Raw genomic sequence first — 19,120 nt, 5'->3', positions numbered from 1 at the left:
CACCGGGCGCCCCTCTCCCGTGTCGCGGGCGGCCTCAGCCCCGCAGCTCCGTCAGGAACTCGATCAGCGCGGCGTTCACTTCCTCGGGCCGCTCCTGCTGCGTCCAGTGGCCGCAGCCCGGCAGCAGGATCGGCTCGCGGCGCAGGTTGGGCATCAACTCCGGGAGCCCCGCGATGAGTTCGGGCATGCCCGGGAACGCCGGGACCAGGTCGCGGTCGCCGTACAGGTACAGCGCGGGCGGGCTGACGACCGCGCCGTGCCAGGCCGCGGTCAGCTCCCAGTTGCGGTCCAGGTTGCGGTACCAGTTCAGGGCGCCGGTGAAGCCCTTGGCGTGGCTCTCGGTGAGCTCGTCCAGGTCCTCCTCGCTGAGCCAGTCCGGCAGCACCTCCGGGTCGGTCATGTCCGCGAGCCAGCCCCGCTCCGGGTCGGCCACCAGGGCCTGGTCGGGGCGGCCGGCGTCGGGGGCGTCACCGGAGGCGGAGGAGAACAGCTTGCGCAGGGCGGTACGGGTGTCCTTGGCGAACTCGGCGTCCGCGAGCCCGGGCCGGTTGAAGTAGTTCCAGTAGAACCGCCCGCCGAACCGCTCCTGCATGGCGACGAGCGGCGGCCTCTCCCCGCGGAACGGCGGCGGCACGCTCAGCCCCGCGACCCCGCGCACCACGTCGGGCCGCAGCAGCGCGGTGTGCCACGCCACGGGCGCGCCCCAGTCGTGCCCGACGACGAACGCCTGCTTCTCGCCCAGGGCGTGGATCAGCCCGATCACGTCCCCGACGAGATGGAGGATGCTGTACGCGTCCACGTCCTGCGGGTGGTCACTGCGGCCGTATCCGCGCTGGTCGGGGGCGGCGACCCGGAACCCGGCGGCGGCCAGCGGGCCGAACTGGTGGCGCCAGGAGTGCCAGGACTCGGGGAAGCCGTGCAGCAGCACGACGAGCGGGCCCTCGCCCTCCTCCGCGACGTGCAGCCGGATACCGTTCACGTCGACCATGCGGTGCTGAACCATGGCGCGAGGATACGTCTGCACCGTACATGCAGTTACGGTCCGAGCCGGACAACTCCGGCAGACTGACGCCAAGACCCCGGCGTCTGCGCCCGGGGCCTCAGCCGCGCCGCCGCAGGCCCCGCATCCCGAAGAGGACGAGCGCTCCGACCGCGACGACGACGGCACCGACCGTCAGACTCCCGCTGCCTCCGATCCCGAACCCGCCGCCGGTCCCACCCCCGGCCGTGGCCGAACCACCGCCGGCCGAGGGTGACTTGGCGGCGGAGCGGCCCGGCGCGCCCTTCGCCACCACCGCGCTGTCCGCGCCCTCGCTGCTGTACAGCAGCTCGGTCCCGTCGACGGAGTACGTGACGCCCTCCCCCTGTCCCTGCAGGGGCACCTCGAGTTCGCCCGCGCGCTGGATACGACCGCCGTTCCAGTCGTAGTAGATCCCGCCGAAGTACCCGCGCACGGCGAGTTGCCGCCCGTCCGGCGAGAAGGCCGCGTCCGTGGCCCAGAGGTCGACGGGGGCGATCGGCTTGAAGACGTTCGCGCCGGAGGTGGAGAGGGCGGCCGGGCCCTCGTACAGGTGCCCGCCGTCCTGCTTCTTGTCGATGATGTAGACCCGCCCGGTCTTCGGGTGGACGATCAGCGACTCGGCGTCCCGCGGCCCGTTCGCGTACTTCACGACGTACTGCGTCGCGGTGACCGTCTGGTCCTTCAGCTGCTTCGGCTCGGGCAGCCGGTAGATCCACACGTACGGCCACTTGCCGCCGAGGTTGTCACCGATGTCGCCCAGGTAGATCTCGTTGTGCGGCCCGATGGAGACGGCCTCGACGTCCCGCGGGGAGCCGATGCCCCGCAGCGTGACCCGGGCGACGGTCTTCCCGGTCCGGCTGTCCACGGCGTAGAGGTACGGCCCGTCGTCGCTGTCGTTGTGCGTCCAGTAGATGCCGCGGTGGAGCCGGGAGGCGGCGAGCCCGCTGGACTCGGTGATCCGGGGGTCCTTGAGGGTGAACCCCTGGTCGCCGTCCCCGTCGGCGGCGGAGGCGGGCAGCGTGCAGGCGCCGGCGAGCAGCACCCCGGCGAGAACGGCGAACGATCGACGCATGCCGCAAGCCTGCCATTCCCCCCGGGGGTTCACCCGGCGGGTACCGCCGGGGTCCGTCGTACGTGGTGGGCCTCACACCCCATGGGTGTGCGTGATCGTCCATCATGAGCGGATGCTCAGGTTCATGCCCGTAGGTGACTCCATGACGATCGGGAGCGCCGGCGAGCACACATGGCGTTACCGACTGTGGCAGCACCTGCGCGACACGTACGGCGGCCCGTTCACCTTCGTCGGCCCGCGCGAGGAGCTGTACGACAAGTCGGCCGACGCCCCGACGTCGTACGCGTACGCCGATCCGGACTTCCCGCGCCACCACCTGGCGGGCTGGGGCGAGGGCTGGCTGCACATGGCACCCCTGATCGGCGACGCGGTACGACGGCACCGGGCGGACGTGCTCCTGGTCTCCCTCGGCCTGATCGACCTGGGTTTCTACACCAACGCCGAACAGACGGCGGAGAACGTACGGGCCTTCGTCACCGGCGCCCGCGAGGCCGCCCCGCGCATCCGCATGGTCCTGCTCCCGGTCATCCCGAACGTCCGGGCCGAGGCGGACGCCTCCTTCGCCGAGCAGGTGGACCTCTTCAACGTCCTGCTGGCGAAGTGTGTGGCCGACCTGGACGAACCCCGCTCCCCGATCCTGCTGGCCTCGCCGCCCGAGGGGTACGACATCCACGCCGACACGTACGACGGGACGCATCCCAACGCGAGCGGGGAGCACCGGATCGCGGAGGCCTTCGCGGGGGCGATGTGGGGGGCCTGGGGGGTCGGTCAGGCGTACGCGGCTGGAACGGGTTGACCTGATTCCGGCGTCGCCTGGTCACGGTGCGTATCGTTGAAGTGCGCGGCTGCACTCGTCCGTGTGCGGCCGGGGAGGAGCGCCACGATGACCGCCCTCGAAGACAGGATCGAGATGGCCGAGGAGAGCGGCGAGCTGACTCTGGACGACCTGTTCGAGTCGCTCGAGCGGACCACCCCCGAGGGATACAAGGTCGAGATCGTCGGGGGCGACATCTTCATGACGCCGCAGCGGGACGTCCACTGGGAGACCATTCGCCACATCATCTGGGCACTTGAGGACCGCTTCGGGAGGCGTGCGCGGATTTTCACGGACGTCCGTATCGACTTCCCTGGACCCAAGAACGGCTTCTGCCCCGACGTGGCCAAGATGCGCGAGGGTGCCGCGAAGGACGACGAGGGTCGCTGGCGGTACGAAGACATCGAGTTCGTCGCCGAGGTCATCTCGAAGGGAACCGCCCACAACGACTACGGTCCCAAGAAGACCGCCTACGCGGTGGCCGAGATCCCCGTGTACCTCGTCGCGGACCCTTACCAGGGCCGGTGCCACGTGTACACCGAGCCCAAGAAGGGCGCCTACACCTGCGAACTGCGCGTCGACTACGGAACCGACGTCGATATGACCACCACCCCCCTCCGCCTCACCTTCAAGACCGACGAACTGCCCCGCGACTGAAGCCGCTTGCCTAGAGCGCACTTCAAGCCGTTGGCTAGAGGACCATGAAGTACACGCAGCTAGGACGCACGGGACTCAAGGTCAGCCGACTCGTTCTCGGGACCATGAACTTCGGCCCGCAGACCGACGAGGCCGACAGTCACTCGATCATGGACGCGGCGCTCGACGCGGGCGTCAACCTCTTCGACACCGCCAACGTGTACGGCTGGGGGGAGAACAAGGGGCGGACCGAGCGGATCATCGGGAACTGGTTCGCCAGGGGCGGCGACCGTCGCGACAAGGTCGTCCTCGCCACCAAGGTCTACGGCAACATGGCCCTGGACGCCCAGCCCGGCCAGGCCGCCTGGCCCAACCACGACAAGCTCTCCGCGCTGAACATCCGCCGGGCCGTGGACGCCAGCCTCAAGCGGCTGCAGACCGACCACATCGACCTCTACCAGTTCCACCACATCGACCGGAACACGCCGTTCGAAGAGATCTGGCAGGCGATGGACACCCTGGTCCAGCAGGGCAAGATCCTCTACGTCGGCTCCTCCAACTTCCCCGGCTACAAGATCGCCCAGGCCAACGAGACCGCCGCCCGCCGCGGCGGCACCATCGGGCTGGTCAGCGAGCAGTGCCTGTACAACCTCGCCGAGCGGCGCGCCGAGATGGAGGTCATCCCGGCCGCGCAGGACTACGGCCTCGGGGTCATCCCGTGGTCGCCGCTGCACGGCGGACTGCTCGGCGGGATCATCAAGAAGGAGGTCGAGGGGGGCCGCCGCGCTTCCGGCCGGGCCGCCGACACCCTCAAGAACCCCACCGCCCGCGCCCAGGTCCAGGCGTACGAGGACCTGGTCGACAAGCACGGCCTGGAGCCCGGCGAGGTGGCCCTCGCCTGGCTGCTGACCCGTCCGGGCGTGACGGGGCCCATCGTCGGTCCGCGTACGGCAGAACAGCTGGACTCGGCGATCAGGGCCTCCGAGCTGGAGCTGAGCGAGGAGCTGCTGGCCGGCCTGGACGAGATCTTCCCGGGCCCGGGGCCGTCCCCGGAGGCCTTCGCCTGGTGATGCGGATTCTGTTCGCAGCCGTGTGCGGGGCAGCGCCCTGAAGGGGGCGCGGGGAACCGCGTGACCGGCCACGACGGGCATGCGCCCGGCAAACCGGCCGCAGTTCCCGCCCCTCCCCGGCCAAGCCGCTACCTGACGGCCGCCGCAACGGCCACCACCACGAACATCAGCACAAGTACACCGGCCATGATCCGGTTCCGGGTTTTCGGGTCCACGTGACCGAGCCTAACCGGCCCCGCCCAGGGACCAGCGGGCAACCGCCTCGTACCGGGGCTGCTCCCCCGCCACCCCGGATCTCGGCAGGTGGCTGCGGACCAGGACCAACTCGTCCACGGTCCAGGTACGACTGCCGAAGGTGCGCAGCGCCTCGACATACGGCCGTACGTCCACCGAGTCCCGGCTCCGCGCCACCGTCAGGTGGGCCTTGTACCGCCGGTGCTCCCCCATCGGCACACCCGCCTTCCGCGCCGCCGACTCCGCCCGGTCGGCCAGCAGCCGCAGCGCCTCCACCTCGCCGGAGGCGCCCGTCCACAGGGCCTTGCCGTGCCCGAACTGGCCGCCGCCGAAGAGTGCCAGGGCGAAGGGGGCCGTACGGCGGGCGGCGCGGGCCAGGCGGTCCGACAGGTCGGGTACGAGATCGTCGGCGACCTCGCCGTAGAAGGCGAGGGTGAAGTGCCAGCCCGGGCGGCCCGTCCAGCGCAGCCGCTCAGCGCCGGGCCGGCTCTTCAACCTGGCGACCTCGACGGCCAGTTCATGGACGACGTTCTCCGGGGGGAGCACCGCGGCGAAGAGTCTCATTCCTTCACCTTCGCAGAATCGGGTCGGCATGATGAGCCCATGACGATCACCGTGCGCACCGGCGGCTCCCACGACGCTCCCCTGATCCTCGGCATGCTCGACAGCGCCGTGGAGTGGCTGGTCTCACAGGGCCGTACCGGCCAGTGGGGCACCGAGCCGTGGTCGACGAGCGAGCGAGCCGTGGAACTGGTGCACCAGTACACCGCCGCGGGCACACCGTACATAGCCGAGGTGGACGGCGTCCCAGCGGCCGCGCTCACCCTCAGCAAGGCCCCCGGCCCGTACCTGGAGCCCGCCGGCGAACCCGAGCGGTACATCCACCTCTTCGCCACCGACCGCCGTTTCATGGGTCTCGGCGCCGGTGCCGCGCTGCTCGCGCACGCGGCCGAGGAGACGCGGCGGGCCGGGATCTCGCTGCTGCGGGTGGACTGCTACGCGGGCGACGACGGCAAGCTGGTCGCGTACTACGAGCGCCAGGGGTTCACCCGGGTCAGGCCCTTCACCGTCGGAGAGGACGAGTGGCCGGGGATGCTGCTGGCCCGGAGGGTGCTGTAGCGGGGTGCCGCTGAGCCCGAAGGGGCGCGGGGAACCGCGCGACCGGCCACGGCGGAGCCGCCCGGCAGCCGTCCGCCCCCCGGGTCCTTACGCCGCCGTCGCCAGCTCCTCCCGCTCCCGCGGCACGAAACGGACCCGTGGGTGGCCGTGGTGCCAGCCCACCGTGAGCCGCAGGCCGCCGATGCGGGCCAGGACCAGGCCGATCACTCCGGCCGCGGTGGCCGATACGACACCACCGGCGACGAAACCGACCCTCGCGCCGTAGGTGTCGGTGATCCAGCCGACGACCGGCGCGCCCAGCGGCGTGCCGCCCATGAACACCATCATGAACAGGGCCATCACCCGGCCGCGCATGGCCGGGTCGGTGGCCATCTGGACCGCGGTGTTGGCGGTGACGTTGACCGTGAGGCCGAAGACGCCGATCGGGACCATCAGCAGCGCGAACAGCCAGTACGACGGTGCCAGCGCGGCCACCACCTCCAGCGTGCCGAAGGCCAGCGCGGCGGCGATCAGGACGCGCAGGCGGGCCGTGCCGCGCCGGGCGGCCAGCAGGGCGCCGACCAGGGATCCGACGGCCATCAGGGTGTTGAAGAGGCTGTAGGAGCCGGCGCCGGAGTGGAAGACGTCGTCCGCGTAGGCCGACAGCCACACCGGGAAGTTGAAGCCGAAGGTCCCGATGAAGCCGACCAGGACGATCGGCCAGATCAGCTCCGGCCGCTTGGCCACGTACTGCAGGCCCTCGCGCAGCTGGCCCCTGCCCCGCGGCGCGCGCTCGACCACGTGCAGTTCACGGGCGCGCATCAGCAGCAGGCCGGTGACGGGCGCGGCGAAGGACAGGCCGTTGGCGAGGAACGCCCAGCCGGTGCCCACGCCGGTGATCATGAGGCCGGCGACGGCGGGGCCGACCAGGCGGGCGGACTGGAAGTTCGCGGAGTTCAGGCTGACGGCGTTCTGCAGCTGCGCGGGGCCGACCATCTCGGAGACGAAGGACTGCCGGGCCGGGTTGTCGACGACCGTGGCGAGACCGACGGCGAAGGCGGCGACGTACACGTGCCAGACCTGGACGTGACCGGAGAGGGTGAGGAACGCGAGGGCGAGGCCCGTCAGGGCCATCGAGGCCTGCGTGACCAGCAGCGTGGGGCGCTTGGGGAGGCGGTCCACGAGGACACCGCCGTAGAGGCCGAACAGGAGCATCGGCAGGAACTGGAGGGCCGTCGTGATGCCTACGGCCGCGGAGGAGCCGGTGAGGCTGAGGACGAGCCAGTCCTGGGCGATGCGCTGCATCCAGGTACCGGTGTTGGAGACGACCTGACCGATGAAGAAGAGGCGGTAGTTCCTGATCTTCAGCGAGCTGAACATCGAGGACGTGCGGGGGGTGGGGTTGGTAGTGGCGGTCGGTGCGGGGGCGGAAGGTGTTCCGGATCCCGTACTCAAAAGCGTTCGCCTCCTCGGATGGCTGCTTACAGGTGTGCGAGTTTCTCCAGCACGGGGGCGGCGGCGCGCAGGGCGGCCCACTCGTCCTCGTCGAGGCCCTCGACCAGACCGGCCAGGAACGCGTTGCGCTTGCGGCGGCTCTCCTCGAGCATCGCCTCGGCCTGCTCGGTCTGGGTGACGACCTTCTGGCGCCGGTCCTCGGGGTGCGGCTCCAGCCGGACCAGTCCCTTGGCTTCGAGCAGCGCGACGATGCGGGTCATCGACGGCGGCTGGACGTGCTCCTTGCGGGCCAGCTCGCCCGGGGTGGCCGAGCCGCAGCGGAAGAGGGTGCCGAGCACCGACATCTCGGTGGGGCTCAGCGACTCGTCGACCCGCTGGTGCTTGAGCCGACGGGACAGCCGCATCACGGCGGAGCGGAGGGAGTTCACGGCGGCTGCGTCGTCGCCATGGGTGAGGTCCGGCATGTTCTTTAGAGTAACTCATTACTCTCGCTAAAGACCACCGCGACACACCCGATACCGCGTGATGCCCGCCACTGACTCCGACGATCACCCATATGAGTGAGTCGGTTCAGGAAAGTGACGCGCCGGATGGCCGGATGTGGCGACCCTCGTAGACATGGGGACCAGTGTGCTCAGCCTGCGGTTGGACGGGGAGCTGCTCGAACGGCTCCGGCAGCACGCGGCGAAAAGAGGAATGAGCGTGCAGGACTATGTGGTCCGCACGCTCATCCGGGGCGACTTCGACGAGCGGTTCCAGGCCGCCGTCGAGGAGACGGAGAGGTTCTACGGCGTCACCTGACACCGTGGAGAGCCATGGCTCAGGTCAGGCCCAGGGCCGGCATCAGGTAGTAGAAGGTGAACACCGCCGAGACGACGTACATCGCGACCGGGATGTCCCGGAACCGGCCGGCGGCCAGGCGCAGGACCGTGAAGGTGATGAAGCCCATGCCGATGCCGTTGGTGATCGAGTAGGTGAACGGCATCATCAGCATCGTCACGAACGCCGGGATCGCGATGGTGTAGTCCGCCCAGTCGATCTCCTTGATCGAGTTCGACAGGATCAGGAAGCCGACCGCGACCAGCGCCGGGGTGGCCGCCTGGGACGGGACCATCGTGGCGATCGGGGTGAGGAACAGCGCGACGGCGAAGAGGCCACCCGTGACGACGTTCGCGAGGCCCGTACGGGCGCCCTCGCCGACCCCGGCCGTGGACTCCACGAACGCGGTGGTGGCCGAGGAGGAGCTGGCACCGCCCGCCGCGACCGCGAGGCCGTCGATGAAGAGGACCTTGTTGATGCCCGGCATGTAGCCCTCGGCGTCGGTCAGCCTGGCCTCGTCGCTGACGCCCATGATCGTGCCCATCGCGTCGAAGAAGCACGACAGCAGGACCGTGAAGACGAACAGGACGCCGGTCAGCGCGCCGACCTTGGAGAAACCGCCGAACAGGCTGACCTGGCCGACCAGGCCGAAGTCGGGGCTGGAGAACGGGTTGCCCGGCCACTTCGGGACCGTCAGACCCCAGGAGGGGATGGTGGTGACGGCGTTGAGGACCACCGCGAGGACGGTCATGCCGACGATCGAGATCAGGATCGCGCCCGGTGTCCTGCGGACGATCAGCGCGAAGGTCAGCAGCGTGCCCAGGATGAAGACCAGCACCGGCCAGCCGTGCAGATGACCGCCCGTGCCGAGCTGCAGCGGGACGGTGGTCTGGGCGGCGTCCGGCATACGGGTGACGAAGCCGGAGTCGACCAGGCCGATCAGCATGATGAACAGGCCGATACCGATCGAGATCGCCTTGCGCAGGCCGAACGGCACGGCGTTCATCACGCGCTCGCGCAGCCCCGTGGCGACCAGCAGCATGACCACGATGCCCGCGAGGACCACCATGCCCATGGCGTCCGGCCAGGACATGCGGGGCGCGAGCTGGAGGGCGACGACCGAGTTCACGCCGAGGCCGGCGGCGAGCGCGATCGGCACGTTGCCGATGACGCCCATCAGCAGGGTGGTGAACGCGGCCGTGAGCGCGGTCGCCGTCACCAGCTGGCCGTTGTCCAGGTGGTGCCCGTACATGTCCTTCGCGCTGCCGAGAATGATCGGGTTCAGCACGATGATGTACGCCATCGCGAAGAAGGTGGCGAAACCGCCGCGGATCTCGCGGGCGGCGGAGCTGCCGCGCTCGGAGATCCTGAAGTAGCGGTCGAGGGCGCCGAATGCGGGCGCACCGCCCGGCTTCTCGGGGGTGGGCGCCTTGGCGGGTGCCGAGGTGGACATGCGAGACCTCATCTCCGACCGGGTCCCCCGAGCCGGTTGGAGTTTCATACGAGCGGAAGTGGTCAAAGGCAAACGGTTTCAGTATGAACGTATGACTGCGTTATCGCTATCTCCGCGCGTAGACCAACGGGGGGACGGCAGCTAAGGGCGGCGCTTAAGCTGTGCGCATGGCCAAGTGGACCCCCAAGCACGAGGCGCCGGAGCCCCTGGAGGGGCCCGTGGTCGCCACCATCACCGGCGGCACGATCGTGTGGTTCGTGCTCTTCCTGGTCCAGCTGCCGTTCTACGGCTGGTTCGACGACCACGGGCACCTGTGGTGGCTGTGGACCTGCCTGGCCGGGGGCGGCCTGGGGCTGATCGGTGTCTGGTACGTCCGCAGGCGGGACGCGGCGATCAAGAAGGCGGCCGGCCCGAACACGGCGCCGGCCGAGTAACCCGTAAAGCGGGCAACGGGGCAAATCCGCACGTACCGTCGATGGCATGAGCCACATAGACGCGGGCGCCGAACTCGACCCTGTGCACCCCGTGGCACTGCCGAAGAGACCCTCGGCCGGGCTGACCGGCGCCGAGGTCGCGGACCGCGTCCACCGCGGCCTCGTCAACGACGTGCCGGTGCGCAGCAGCCGGTCGCTCGGGGAGATCGTCCGGGCCAACGTCTTCACCCGGTTCAACGCGATCATCGGCGTGCTCTGGCTGGTCACGCTGTTCGTCGCACCCATCCAGGACGGCCTGTTCGGCTTCGTGATCCTCGCCAACACCGGTATCGGCATCGTCCAGGAGTGGCGGGCCAAGCAGACGCTCGACTCGCTCGCGGTGATCGGGGAGGCCCGGCCGACCGTACGCCGGGACGGCAGGGCCACCGAGGTCGCCACCGACGAGATCGTGCTGGACGATCTGATCGAGATCGGCCCCGGTGACAAGGCCGTGGTCGACGGGGTGTGCGCGGAGGCCGACGGGCTGGAGATCGACGAGTCGCTGCTCACCGGCGAGGCCGACCCCGTCGTCAAACGCCCCGGCGACCCCGTCCTGTCCGGCAGCTTCGTGGTCGCGGGCGGCGGCGCCTTCCAGGCGACCAAGGTGGGCCGCGAGGCCTACGCCGCCCAGCTCGCCGAGGAGGCCTCCCGCTTCACCCTGGTCCACTCCGAGCTGCGCACCGGCATCTCCACGATCCTCAAGTACGTCACCTGGATGATGGTCCCGGCGGCGGCCGGACTCGTCATCACCCAGCTCGTCGTCAAGAGCACCGGCTTCAAGGACTCCGTCGCCCGCACCGTCGGCGGCATCGTTCCGATGGTCCCGGAGGGGCTGGTGCTGCTCACCTCCGTCGCCTTCGCGATCGGTGTCATCCGGCTCGGGCGCAGGCAGTGCCTGGTGCAGGAGCTGCCGGCGATCGAGGGACTGGCCCGCGTCGACACCGTCTGCCTGGACAAGACCGGCACGCTCACCGAGGGCGGCATGGACGTCACCGAGCTACGGCCGCTCGACGGGGCCGACGAGGGGTACGTACGCAAGGTGCTCGGCGCGCTCGGCGAGTCCGACCCGCGCCCCAACGCCTCCCTCCAGGCGATCATCGACGCCTACCCGGACAGCGAGGACTGGCGCTGCGTGGAGTCGCTGCCCTTCTCCTCGGCCCGCAAGTACAGCGGGGCCGCGTTCAGCGAGGCCGACGGCGACACCAGCACCTGGCTGCTCGGCGCGCCGGACGTCCTGCTCGCCGACGGCGACCCGGCGCTGGCCGCCACCGAGCGCCTGAACGAGCAGGGGCTGCGGGTGCTGCTGCTGGCCCGCGCGAGCCGTGACCTGGACGACCCCGAGCCGGCCCACGGCGCCCGCCCCACCGCCCTGGTCGTCCTGGCACAGCGGCTGCGGCCCGACGCGGCCGACACCCTGCGCTACTTCGCGGACCAGGACGTCCGCGCCAAGGTCATCTCCGGCGACAACGCGGTGTCGGTCGGCGCGGTCACCGCCGAGCTGGGCCTGGCGGGTACGACGGTGGACGCGCGGCACCTGCCGGCCGACCGGCCCGGCATGGCCGAGGCGCTGGACGAGGGGACCGTCTTCGGGCGGGTCACCCCGCGGCAGAAACGGGACATGGTCGGCGCGCTCCAGTCGCACGGGCACACCGTCGCGATGACCGGCGACGGCGTGAACGACGTGCTCGCCCTGAAGGACGCCGACATCGGGGTCGCCATGGGCTCCGGCTCCGAGGCGACGCGGGCGGTGGCGCAGATCGTGCTGCTGGACAACAGCTTCGCGAGCCTGCCGTCGGTGGTGGGCGAGGGCCGCCGGGTGATCGGCAACATCACCCGCGTGGCGACGCTGTTCCTGGTGAAGACCGTCTACTCGGTGCTGCTGGCGGTCCTGGTGGTGTGCTGGCGGGTGGAGTATCCGTTCCTGCCCCGGCACCTGACCCTGCTCTCCACCCTCACCATCGGCGTCCCGGCCTTCTTCCTGGCCCTGGCCCCCAACAAGGAGCGCGCGAAACCGCATTTCGTACGGCGGGTGATGCGGTACTCGATCCCGGGCGGCGTGGTGGCCGGGGTGGCGACCTTCGCGATGTACCTGATCGCCCGCCACTCCTACACCGGGCCGGGCGAGCTGGACGCCGAGACGAGTGCGGCCACCCTGACGCTCTTCCTCGTCTCCATGTGGATCCTGGCGATCGTCGCCCGCCCCTACACCTGGTGGCGGGTGACCCTGGTGGCCGCGATGGGTGCGGCGTTCGTGCTGGTCCTGACCGTCCCGGGGCTGCAGGACTTCTTCGCGTTGAAGCTGGTCGGCCCGGAGATGCCGTGGACCGCCGTCGGCATGGCGGTGGTGGCGGCGGTCGCCCTGGAGTTCCTGTGGAAGTGGGCCGACCGCCGCGAGGCGCTGCGCTGAGCGGGAGCCGACGAGGTCCTGGGTGGCCGACGCCGGTGGGGAACTGCGGGTCCGCCGTGGCTGCTCGCGCAGTTCCCCGCGCCCCTTCGGGGCGCTACCTCACTTCGCGGCCACGTACACACCTGTGGCGCTGACCGCCGGAGTCGTCGTGGTCCCGGCGAAGCTGTAACGCCAGTAGCCGCTGTAGTTCGCGGTCGCGGACGTCTTCAGGTTGCCGTAGGCGTCGGTGTACACCGTCTTGACCGTGGTGTACGTGCTCGTGCCCGCCTTGCGGAACTGGAGCTTGACCGGCTGGTTCGCGTAGCCGTGGTACAGGTTGTCGTCCCAGTCGGCGCGGGAGAGCTTGCCGGACGCCGTGAAGGTCTTGCCCTTGTAGACGGACGTCGAGCTGACGGTGGTCGTCAGCTTCGAGTAGCGCTGCACCAGGGTGGTCCCCAGGCCGCTCTGGTCCGTGTAGCCGACCTTGCTCATGTCGGGGTTGTTCTGGTCCTGGCCGTTGAAGGCGACGGCCTCGGCGGCCACGTTCCAGGTACCGGCGTCGGCGATCTTCGGGTCGGCGTCGGTCGGGTAGATGTCCACCGTGCCGGTGCAGGTGGCGGTGGTGGACGAGGTGGCGGTGCAGGTCGCCGGGTTGTCGCCGTACAGCTCGGGGGACGAGTCGCTGTAGGTGCCGTGGTACAGGAAGGCGTCCGTGTAGAAGTCGCTCGCGGTGATGTCGACGTCCGAGCCGTGGGTCAGCGTGTACGAGTACGTCGCACTGACCTTGTTGGTGCTGCCGACCTTGATCGCCTTGGCGATCGTGACGTTCGAGAAGCTGGCGTTCAGGGTGTACGGCGTGCCCGAGTCGGTGACGGCCTGTGCGGCCGGGACTGCGAGGGCGGTGAGGGCCAGGGCGCCGGAGACGGCGGCCACGGTGGCACGTATGCGCATGTGCGTTCCCCTGGAGGGAGAAGTGATCGTGGAGTCGGTCGACTCGCACGATCAGATCCGTGACCCCGGGGACTGGTTGTACGGCAAGAGCGCAATCCGGCCAGATTTTATGGCCGGATTGCGCTTCCATGACGGGATGTTTACTGCAGCGAATTGAGGTGGTCAGTCGAACCAGCGGTCCCTGGCCAGTTCCTCCGTCCGGGACGGGTCCTCCAGCAGGGCCGCCACCTCGAAGCGCCGGGGCCACTGCCCCGCCGCCCAGGCCAGGCCGGCCGCGACGCCCTCCAGCGTGGCCGCGTGCAGCACCCCGTCGTCGGTGAGCCGCCAGTCGATCTCCACGCCGTCCACGACCAGTTCCCCGTGCTCGACGTACGTGCGCGGCGTACGCGGCCCGAGCAGCAGCCGCACCGGCTGCGGCACCTCGTGCTCGGTGCCCTCGGAGTGCACCTCGCCGGTGACGGACTCGCTCAGCCGCCGCACCTGGAACAGCTCCGCCAGCTCCGCGGCCCGGGCCGGCCGGACGGGCAGCAGCGGCATCCCCGAGGTGAAGGGCAGCAGGTCCGGCGAGTCGACCACGACGGCCTCGGTGGCGTCCACGACCTCCACGCGCCCGTCGGTCACGGCCCGCAGTTCGTCCGGCAGGGTCACCTGCTCGGGGTCCAGCTCCGCCAGCGCCCCGTACAGTCCGTGCAGCTGGGCCGACGTGACCGGCCGCTGCGGGTCGGCCAGCCGGTCCAGCAGCTCGGCGGCGCCGCCGGGCTCGTCCAGCAGGGCCGCCACGGACGTGCGCACGCCCAGCGCCCGCAGCACCTGCTCGTCCTCGAACCCGGTGGCGTCGGCCTCGTCGTACAGCCCGCGCAGCAGCGGATCCCCGCCGGCCGCGAGGAGACCGGCCGGGCGACGGCCGTCCAGCACGGGATGACCGCGCAGCCACCACGCGGTGTACGGCCGTACGGTTTCGTGCGTGCCGTCGTGCAGCAGGATGCGGACCGGCTGGGTGAGGGCGTCCCGCAGCGGCGGCTGGGCGAGCAGCGCGAGGGCCTGGGGCCAGTGCTCGTCGTCCACCAGGTCCAGATCGCGTACGGCGACCAGTTCGGTGGCGACCGGGGGCACCGGGCTGTCCGGGAAGCGGTCGATGATGTCCTCGCACCACACGTCGACGGCGTCCAGCAGCCCGGCGTCGTCGGGCTCGGCGAAGTCGCTCTCACGGGGCTCCAGTTCGTCCGGGTCGAGGACGACGTCGGCGGCGCGGACCAGCGCGAAGTTCGCGAGCACCCCACAGGCGGCCAGCGGCTGCTCGCCCCACTTCCCGGCCAGGTCGTGGTCCACGGCGGCGAGTTCCCCCTCGCGGATCACCCGGGCGAACGGGCTGCCGGGGAGGACGAGTTCACCGGCGGGGGCGAGCTCCCCGTCCTCGTCGGGCAGCGCGAGGGCACCGAGCCAGGGCTCGTCCCCGGGTTCCAGACCCGCGTCGCGCACCAGCCCGAGCACGGTGTCGGCCAGCTCCTCGGCATCCGGAGCGTCCTCTTCCCAGCCCCCGGTCGGGCCCTCCTCGTCCAGCGAGGCGGCGACGGCGGCCCGCACCTGCGGGGTGGTGAGCACCGCACGCGCGGTGGCGGGCAGCGCGCCCAGCTTCTCCAGCAGCGGGTGCACGGCTTCCTCGTGGGCGACCTTCAGCCCGAGCCGCCCGAGGACGTCGGCGTCGATCCGGGCGCCGTCCGGGGTGGGCAGCAGCACCTGCCGGGGCCCGATGGTGGTCCTCCCGTCGGCGAGCGGCACGGGCAGCCCGGACAGCCGGTCCGGGTCGACCCCGGCGAGGCTGTCGTAGAGCCGCCACCACCAGTCGGGGTCCTTCTCCAGCCCGGCGAGCCGGTCGATGGCGTCGGCGAGCGGCAGCCGGGCGACGCCGAGGGTGCGCAGCTCGACCCGCCGTTCGAGACCGGCGGGCAGCAGCGTGGGCAGCACCTCGGCGAGCACCCGCACGGTGTCCGCCCCGGCGCCCTCCACGACCTCCGCGTCGCGGGGCCGCAGCGCCTCCGGAAGCTCGTCGCCCTCTTCCTTCGCACGAGCTTCGGGCGCCGGGTGGGCGGGCGGGAGAAACGCCGGGTGGGCGGGCGGGAGGAACGCCGGGTGGGCGGGCGGGAGGAACTCAGTCCGCGGCAGCCGTTCCAGGACCGCCTGGCGCAGCGCCCCGTCCAGCGCGCCCTTGCCGAGCGGCCCGGGCACGAGGTCGATGATCCCGTCCGTCACCGGCCGCCAGCCGGCGAGCAGTTCGGCGTAGACGTCGGCCGCGCGCTGCACCAGGAAGTCGGTGAGCGGGCCGGGCGCGGGGTGCCGGCGGGTGGTGTCGAGGGGGAAGGAGGCGATGAGGAGGGCGGGGACGCCGAGGGGTTCGTCACTGGGGGTGGGCGCGTGCACGACGGCGGTCGTACGAGGGCGCAGCGGACGCCCGGCCTCGTCCTCGGGCACGGCCCAGGTCACCGACCAGTGGGGCCGCAGCCGCTCCTCCACGGGCCGGTCGGCGAGCAGGTCGGGGGTGAGCGGCCCATGGGCGGCAGCGGTGCGCCACCGCGTGCTTCCCTCCCGTGAGTCCTCCACGACGGTGACGGCGCCATCGGTACGACGCCTCAGCGTGCGCGGCTGATCGCCGTTGACCTCGATGACCACCTCCTCCAGCCCCGGCAGGGCGAGGAGCAGGGCATCGTCGACGGCGTTCAGCAGCCGCTCGGTGAGATCGGCGGCGGCCGTGTCCCGCAGGGGCAGGATCACGGCGGTGTCGTACGGTTCCGGGGCGGTGCCCTCGGCGGCGAAGGGCAGCCGGAGCAGCGGTACGTGCCCGTCACGGCGCCGGACCTCGTCCCCCAGTCCGGGGCTGTGCCGCGCGGTGTCAGCGGCCAGCTCCCGGGCCTCGGCCAGGGACCACCGGACCCCGCCGTGCCGTCCGACGATCGCAGGCTGGTCGGTCACCGACAGCACGGCCGCGAACCCGACCCCGAACCGGCCGACGGCACCGTGGCTGACGTCGGCGTCCCGCTTCGCCGAGGCGCGCAGCGTGGACAGCGACTCGACACCGGCCGCGTCCAGCGGGGCACCGGTGTTTGCGGCGACGAGGACCCCGTCCCGGAGCGTGAGCCGCAGCCGGCCGGACGTGCGCGCACGGGCGGCGGCGTCGGCGGCGTTCTGCGCCAGCTCGACCACGAGGCGGTCCCGGTAGCCGCCCAGGACCAGGTCCTCCTCGGCGTTGGCGTCCTCGCGGAACCGGGCGGGGCTGGTGGCCCAGGCGTCGAGAACACCACGGCGCAGCCGGGCCGTCCCGAACGGATCGGCCCCCTCGGCCGCCGGCCGCACGTACTTGCTGCTCACGTTCACCCTCTCCTCGTCGACGTGAGCACGAAGGTACAGCGCGCCCGGGGCGGCCGGGGCCCGGGTGCGGTCAGCCGCCGAGCACGGGCAGGGAGAGGCCGCAGCCGACGGACTGGGCGTGGGCGGGGTCGAGGGCGTTGCGCACGAGTTGCGCGGCGTTGGAGTCGTACACGATCGAGACGTGCTCGGAGAGGTCCCGGGGGCAGATCTCCTGGATCGTGATGTTCTTGACGGTCGCGCCCGGTCCCGCGGTCAGGAACTGCTGCGTGTACGGGGTGACGACCTCGTCGTTCCTGGTGGCGATGACGGTGTAGTCGACCCCTGGCCGCGTGTCCCCGCCCCGGTCCAGCTCCGTGTTCACCTCGGAACCGACCATCTGGTCCGAGTACGCCTGTCCGGCGACGGCGGACACGGTCGGGTTGAGCCCCAGCCTGGTGGTGAGGGTGCCGAGGCCGGAGGCGGTCGTGCCGTGGTTGGACGGCGCCAGGCCGATGAGGCTGTGCACCTTGTTCCGTTGCGGGTGCGCTGGGTCGGTGCCGCCGTCGAACCGCAGGTACCAGCGGGGCGTCACACCGCCGCCCTGGGAGTGCCCGACCAGGTCGACCTGGGGGGCGCCCGTGGCCTTCAGTACGCGGTCGACATAGCCGGCGATCTCCCGGGCGGAGTCCGGTACGTGCGCGGTGCCCTTGATCGGAGAACCGGGCGGCGCGCCGTAGTCGGGCGCGAAGACGCAGTAGCCCAGCTGCTTCAGGTACGGGGACATCAGGCCCCAGTCGTCATAGGCGTTCGCGAAGGTCCCGTGCAGCAGGACGACCGGGCGCGGGTGCTCGCGCGAGGGCTTGCAGCTCCAGTCGTCGGCACCGGCCGGCGGCGCGTCCGGGTGGACGATGCCCCCGGCCCACGCCACGGGGGCGGCGAGGATCTTCCCCCGCGGTACCGGAGGCGCGGGGTCGCCCGCCGCAACTCCCGTGCCCTGCCCCAGGCCCAGCGCGAGGGCGAGGCCCGCACACACCGCGGCCCACCTGCCGCGCCGCCGGGTCCACCGCCTCCGGAACACACGCCGATCCGCCATCGGACCACTCCTCGCCTCGGTGCCGGCCGAGCGCCGACCCCGGCGATGATCAAGGAGTGGGGCCCCTGTGGGGCTGAACAACCGCGCTGAGCGCCTCCTATGGAGCAGCCCGTTTCACCCGACCAGCCCGTGAGGCGCCCAGCCGGCCGGCTAGGAGTGGCCCAGTTCCGCCGTCTCCTCGTCGCCCGTCTCCGGGACCGAGCCGGAGTCGCGGGCGGGGCGCAGGGGGAAGGGGTCGACCCTCGTCTCGTCGATGACCGGCGGAGCCGGCCGCGGGGGCTTGGGCATGACCGCGGCCTCCGAGTGGCCGCCGCAGCCGTAGGCGAAGGAGACCACGCGGCCGTCGGCGGGAGAGAACTCGTTGGCGCAGACACCGAAGGCCTGGCCGAGGGAGCCGCCGATGGGGGTCAAAAAGCCGCAGCTCATACAGGTGGCCGGGGCCGCCTGGGCCATCGCGGTCTTCGGGCCGTACGACTCCTCCCAGCGGTCGGCCGCGACGTGCAGGCCGTAGCGCGAGAGGACTCGGGCCCGGCGCATGCCCAGTTCCTCGGCCACCGCGGCGATCGAGCCCCGGGAGGGCGTCGTCGGCTGGGCGGCGGGGGCGCCCGGCGTCACGTCGGCGTCCTCGGCCTCCGCCAGCTCCGCCATCTCCTCGGACACCGCCGCGCTCGGCAGCGGCTCGTCCTCGCCCGTGTAGCCCGGCTCCAGGCGCAGGTCGTCCTGGTCGGTGGGGAGCAGGTCGCCGGGGCCGAGGTCGCCGGGGCGCAGGCGCTCGCTCCATGGGACCCACTCGGGGGCGAGCAGGGCGTCGGGGCCGGGGAGGAGGACCACCTCGTCGAGGGTGACGACCTTGGCGCGGGAGGCGCGGGCCACGGTCACGGCCCAGCGCCAGCCGCGGTAGCCCAGCTCCTTGCACTCGAAGAAGTGCGTCACCACGCGGTCGCCCTCGGACACCAGGCCGGCGTGCTCGCCGACCACGCCGGGCGCGGCGGCCTCCTCGGCGGCGCCGCGGGCGAGGTCGACGGCCTCGGCGCACAAGCGGTCGGGGGTGCGGCTTCGCGTGGTCGCTGCGCTCACAGGTATCGCTTCTCTCCTACGCCGTCTCGTCGAGTGCGGCTGCCTCCGGCGGGCCTGCCGACGGAGCGGACCGGGGGACCGCATCGACGTCTGCATCCGCGCGCTCGGGCGCACCTCTGCCATCCA

At 71.6% G+C, this 19,120-nt stretch carries 17 protein-coding genes; 7 read left to right on the top strand and 10 right to left on the bottom strand.

What is annotated here, in order from left to right:
- Positions 1–34: 34 nt before the first annotated feature.
- Positions 35–1,003: an alpha/beta fold hydrolase gene (locus ACZ7GZ_RS35370; protein ID WP_471030689.1), complete on the bottom strand. Its 969-nt coding sequence runs from the start codon at positions 1,001–1,003 to the stop codon at positions 35–37.
- A 97-nt stretch (positions 1,004–1,100) separates the two neighbouring features.
- Positions 1,101–2,093, bottom strand: coding sequence for a WD40 repeat domain-containing protein (locus ACZ7GZ_RS35365; RefSeq protein ID WP_471030686.1), 993 nt, complete (start codon positions 2,091–2,093; stop codon positions 1,101–1,103).
- A 112-nt stretch (positions 2,094–2,205) separates the two neighbouring features.
- On the opposite strand from ACZ7GZ_RS35365, the gene ACZ7GZ_RS35360 reads away from it, so the two are divergent.
- The 3 genes from ACZ7GZ_RS35360 to ACZ7GZ_RS35350 all read left to right on the top strand — a co-directional run bounded on the left by ACZ7GZ_RS35360 (position 2,206) and on the right by ACZ7GZ_RS35350 (position 4,613).
- A complete protein-coding gene (locus ACZ7GZ_RS35360; RefSeq protein ID WP_471030683.1) occupies positions 2,206–2,889 on the top strand; it encodes an SGNH/GDSL hydrolase family protein in 684 nt (227 codons plus the stop codon).
- 87 nt (positions 2,890–2,976) lie between these two features.
- Positions 2,977–3,564: a Uma2 family endonuclease gene (locus ACZ7GZ_RS35355; protein WP_471030681.1), complete on the top strand. Its 588-nt coding sequence runs from the start codon at positions 2,977–2,979 to the stop codon at positions 3,562–3,564.
- A gap of 44 nt (positions 3,565–3,608) precedes the next feature.
- Positions 3,609–4,613 carry an aldo/keto reductase gene (locus ACZ7GZ_RS35350; protein WP_471030679.1) on the top strand — a complete coding sequence of 335 codons (1,005 nt, stop codon included), beginning with the start codon at positions 3,609–3,611 and terminating at the stop codon, positions 4,611–4,613.
- A 225-nt stretch (positions 4,614–4,838) separates the two neighbouring features.
- Here the strand turns inward: ACZ7GZ_RS35350 and thpR are convergent, their stop codons facing one another.
- Positions 4,839–5,411 carry an RNA 2',3'-cyclic phosphodiesterase gene (gene thpR, locus ACZ7GZ_RS35345; protein ID WP_471030677.1) on the bottom strand — a complete coding sequence of 191 codons (573 nt, stop codon included), beginning with the start codon at positions 5,409–5,411 and terminating at the stop codon, positions 4,839–4,841.
- 39 nt (positions 5,412–5,450) lie between these two features.
- On the opposite strand from thpR, the gene ACZ7GZ_RS35340 reads away from it, so the two are divergent.
- The gene (locus tag ACZ7GZ_RS35340) at positions 5,451–5,966 is read left to right on the top strand and encodes a GNAT family N-acetyltransferase (protein ID WP_471030675.1); all 516 of its coding nucleotides are present in this window, start codon (positions 5,451–5,453) and stop codon (positions 5,964–5,966) included.
- 87 nt (positions 5,967–6,053) lie between these two features.
- On the opposite strand, the gene ACZ7GZ_RS35335 is transcribed toward ACZ7GZ_RS35340, so the two are convergent.
- Positions 6,054–7,400 carry an MFS transporter gene (locus tag ACZ7GZ_RS35335; RefSeq protein WP_471030672.1) on the bottom strand — a complete coding sequence of 449 codons (1,347 nt, stop codon included), beginning with the start codon at positions 7,398–7,400 and terminating at the stop codon, positions 6,054–6,056.
- 26 nt (positions 7,401–7,426) lie between these two features.
- Complete coding sequence (locus ACZ7GZ_RS35330; RefSeq protein WP_076087155.1) at positions 7,427–7,864, bottom strand: MarR family winged helix-turn-helix transcriptional regulator; 438 nt, start codon at positions 7,862–7,864, stop codon at positions 7,427–7,429.
- 154 nt (positions 7,865–8,018) lie between these two features.
- Here ACZ7GZ_RS35330 and ACZ7GZ_RS35325 point away from each other — a divergent pair, with 154 nt between their 5' ends.
- Positions 8,019–8,201, top strand: coding sequence for a ribbon-helix-helix protein, CopG family (locus ACZ7GZ_RS35325; RefSeq protein WP_450794219.1), 183 nt, complete (start codon positions 8,019–8,021; stop codon positions 8,199–8,201).
- 19 nt (positions 8,202–8,220) lie between these two features.
- Here the strand turns inward: ACZ7GZ_RS35325 and ACZ7GZ_RS35320 are convergent, their stop codons facing one another.
- On the bottom strand, positions 8,221–9,672 hold the full coding sequence (locus ACZ7GZ_RS35320) for an NCS2 family permease (protein WP_471030669.1): 1,452 nt from the start codon (positions 9,670–9,672) through the stop codon (positions 8,221–8,223).
- A gap of 167 nt (positions 9,673–9,839) precedes the next feature.
- Here ACZ7GZ_RS35320 and ACZ7GZ_RS35315 point away from each other — a divergent pair, with 167 nt between their 5' ends.
- Positions 9,840–10,106 (top strand): DUF2530 domain-containing protein, encoded by a 267-nt coding sequence (locus tag ACZ7GZ_RS35315; RefSeq protein ID WP_471030666.1) that lies wholly within the window; start codon positions 9,840–9,842, stop codon positions 10,104–10,106.
- A gap of 46 nt (positions 10,107–10,152) precedes the next feature.
- The gene (locus tag ACZ7GZ_RS35310) at positions 10,153–12,552 is read left to right on the top strand and encodes a cation-translocating P-type ATPase (protein WP_471030663.1); all 2,400 of its coding nucleotides are present in this window, start codon (positions 10,153–10,155) and stop codon (positions 12,550–12,552) included.
- Between the two features lie 99 nt (positions 12,553–12,651).
- Here the strand turns inward: ACZ7GZ_RS35310 and ACZ7GZ_RS35305 are convergent, their stop codons facing one another.
- The 4 genes from ACZ7GZ_RS35305 to ACZ7GZ_RS35290 form a co-directional block, all read right to left on the bottom strand.
- The gene (locus ACZ7GZ_RS35305) at positions 12,652–13,482 is read right to left on the bottom strand and encodes a hypothetical protein (RefSeq protein ID WP_471030661.1); all 831 of its coding nucleotides are present in this window, start codon (positions 13,480–13,482) and stop codon (positions 12,652–12,654) included.
- Positions 13,483–13,644: 162 nt separating this feature from the next.
- On the bottom strand, positions 13,645–16,845 hold the full coding sequence (locus ACZ7GZ_RS35300) for a sacsin N-terminal ATP-binding-like domain-containing protein (RefSeq protein WP_471030658.1): 3,201 nt from the start codon (positions 16,843–16,845) through the stop codon (positions 13,645–13,647).
- A gap of 70 nt (positions 16,846–16,915) precedes the next feature.
- Positions 16,916–17,917: an esterase/lipase family protein gene (locus ACZ7GZ_RS35295; protein WP_471030656.1), complete on the bottom strand. Its 1,002-nt coding sequence runs from the start codon at positions 17,915–17,917 to the stop codon at positions 16,916–16,918.
- A gap of 150 nt (positions 17,918–18,067) precedes the next feature.
- Entirely contained in the window at positions 18,068–18,994 is a 927-nt protein-coding gene (locus ACZ7GZ_RS35290; RefSeq protein ID WP_471030654.1) for a DUF3027 domain-containing protein, read from the bottom strand.
- Between the last annotated feature and the right edge of the window lie 126 nt (positions 18,995–19,120).

The sequence above is a fragment of the Streptomyces sp. NPDC037288 genome, assembly GCF_055603265.1.
Note: the sequence above shows the minus strand (reverse complement) of the source record. Positions and strands in the feature narration are given on the sequence as shown.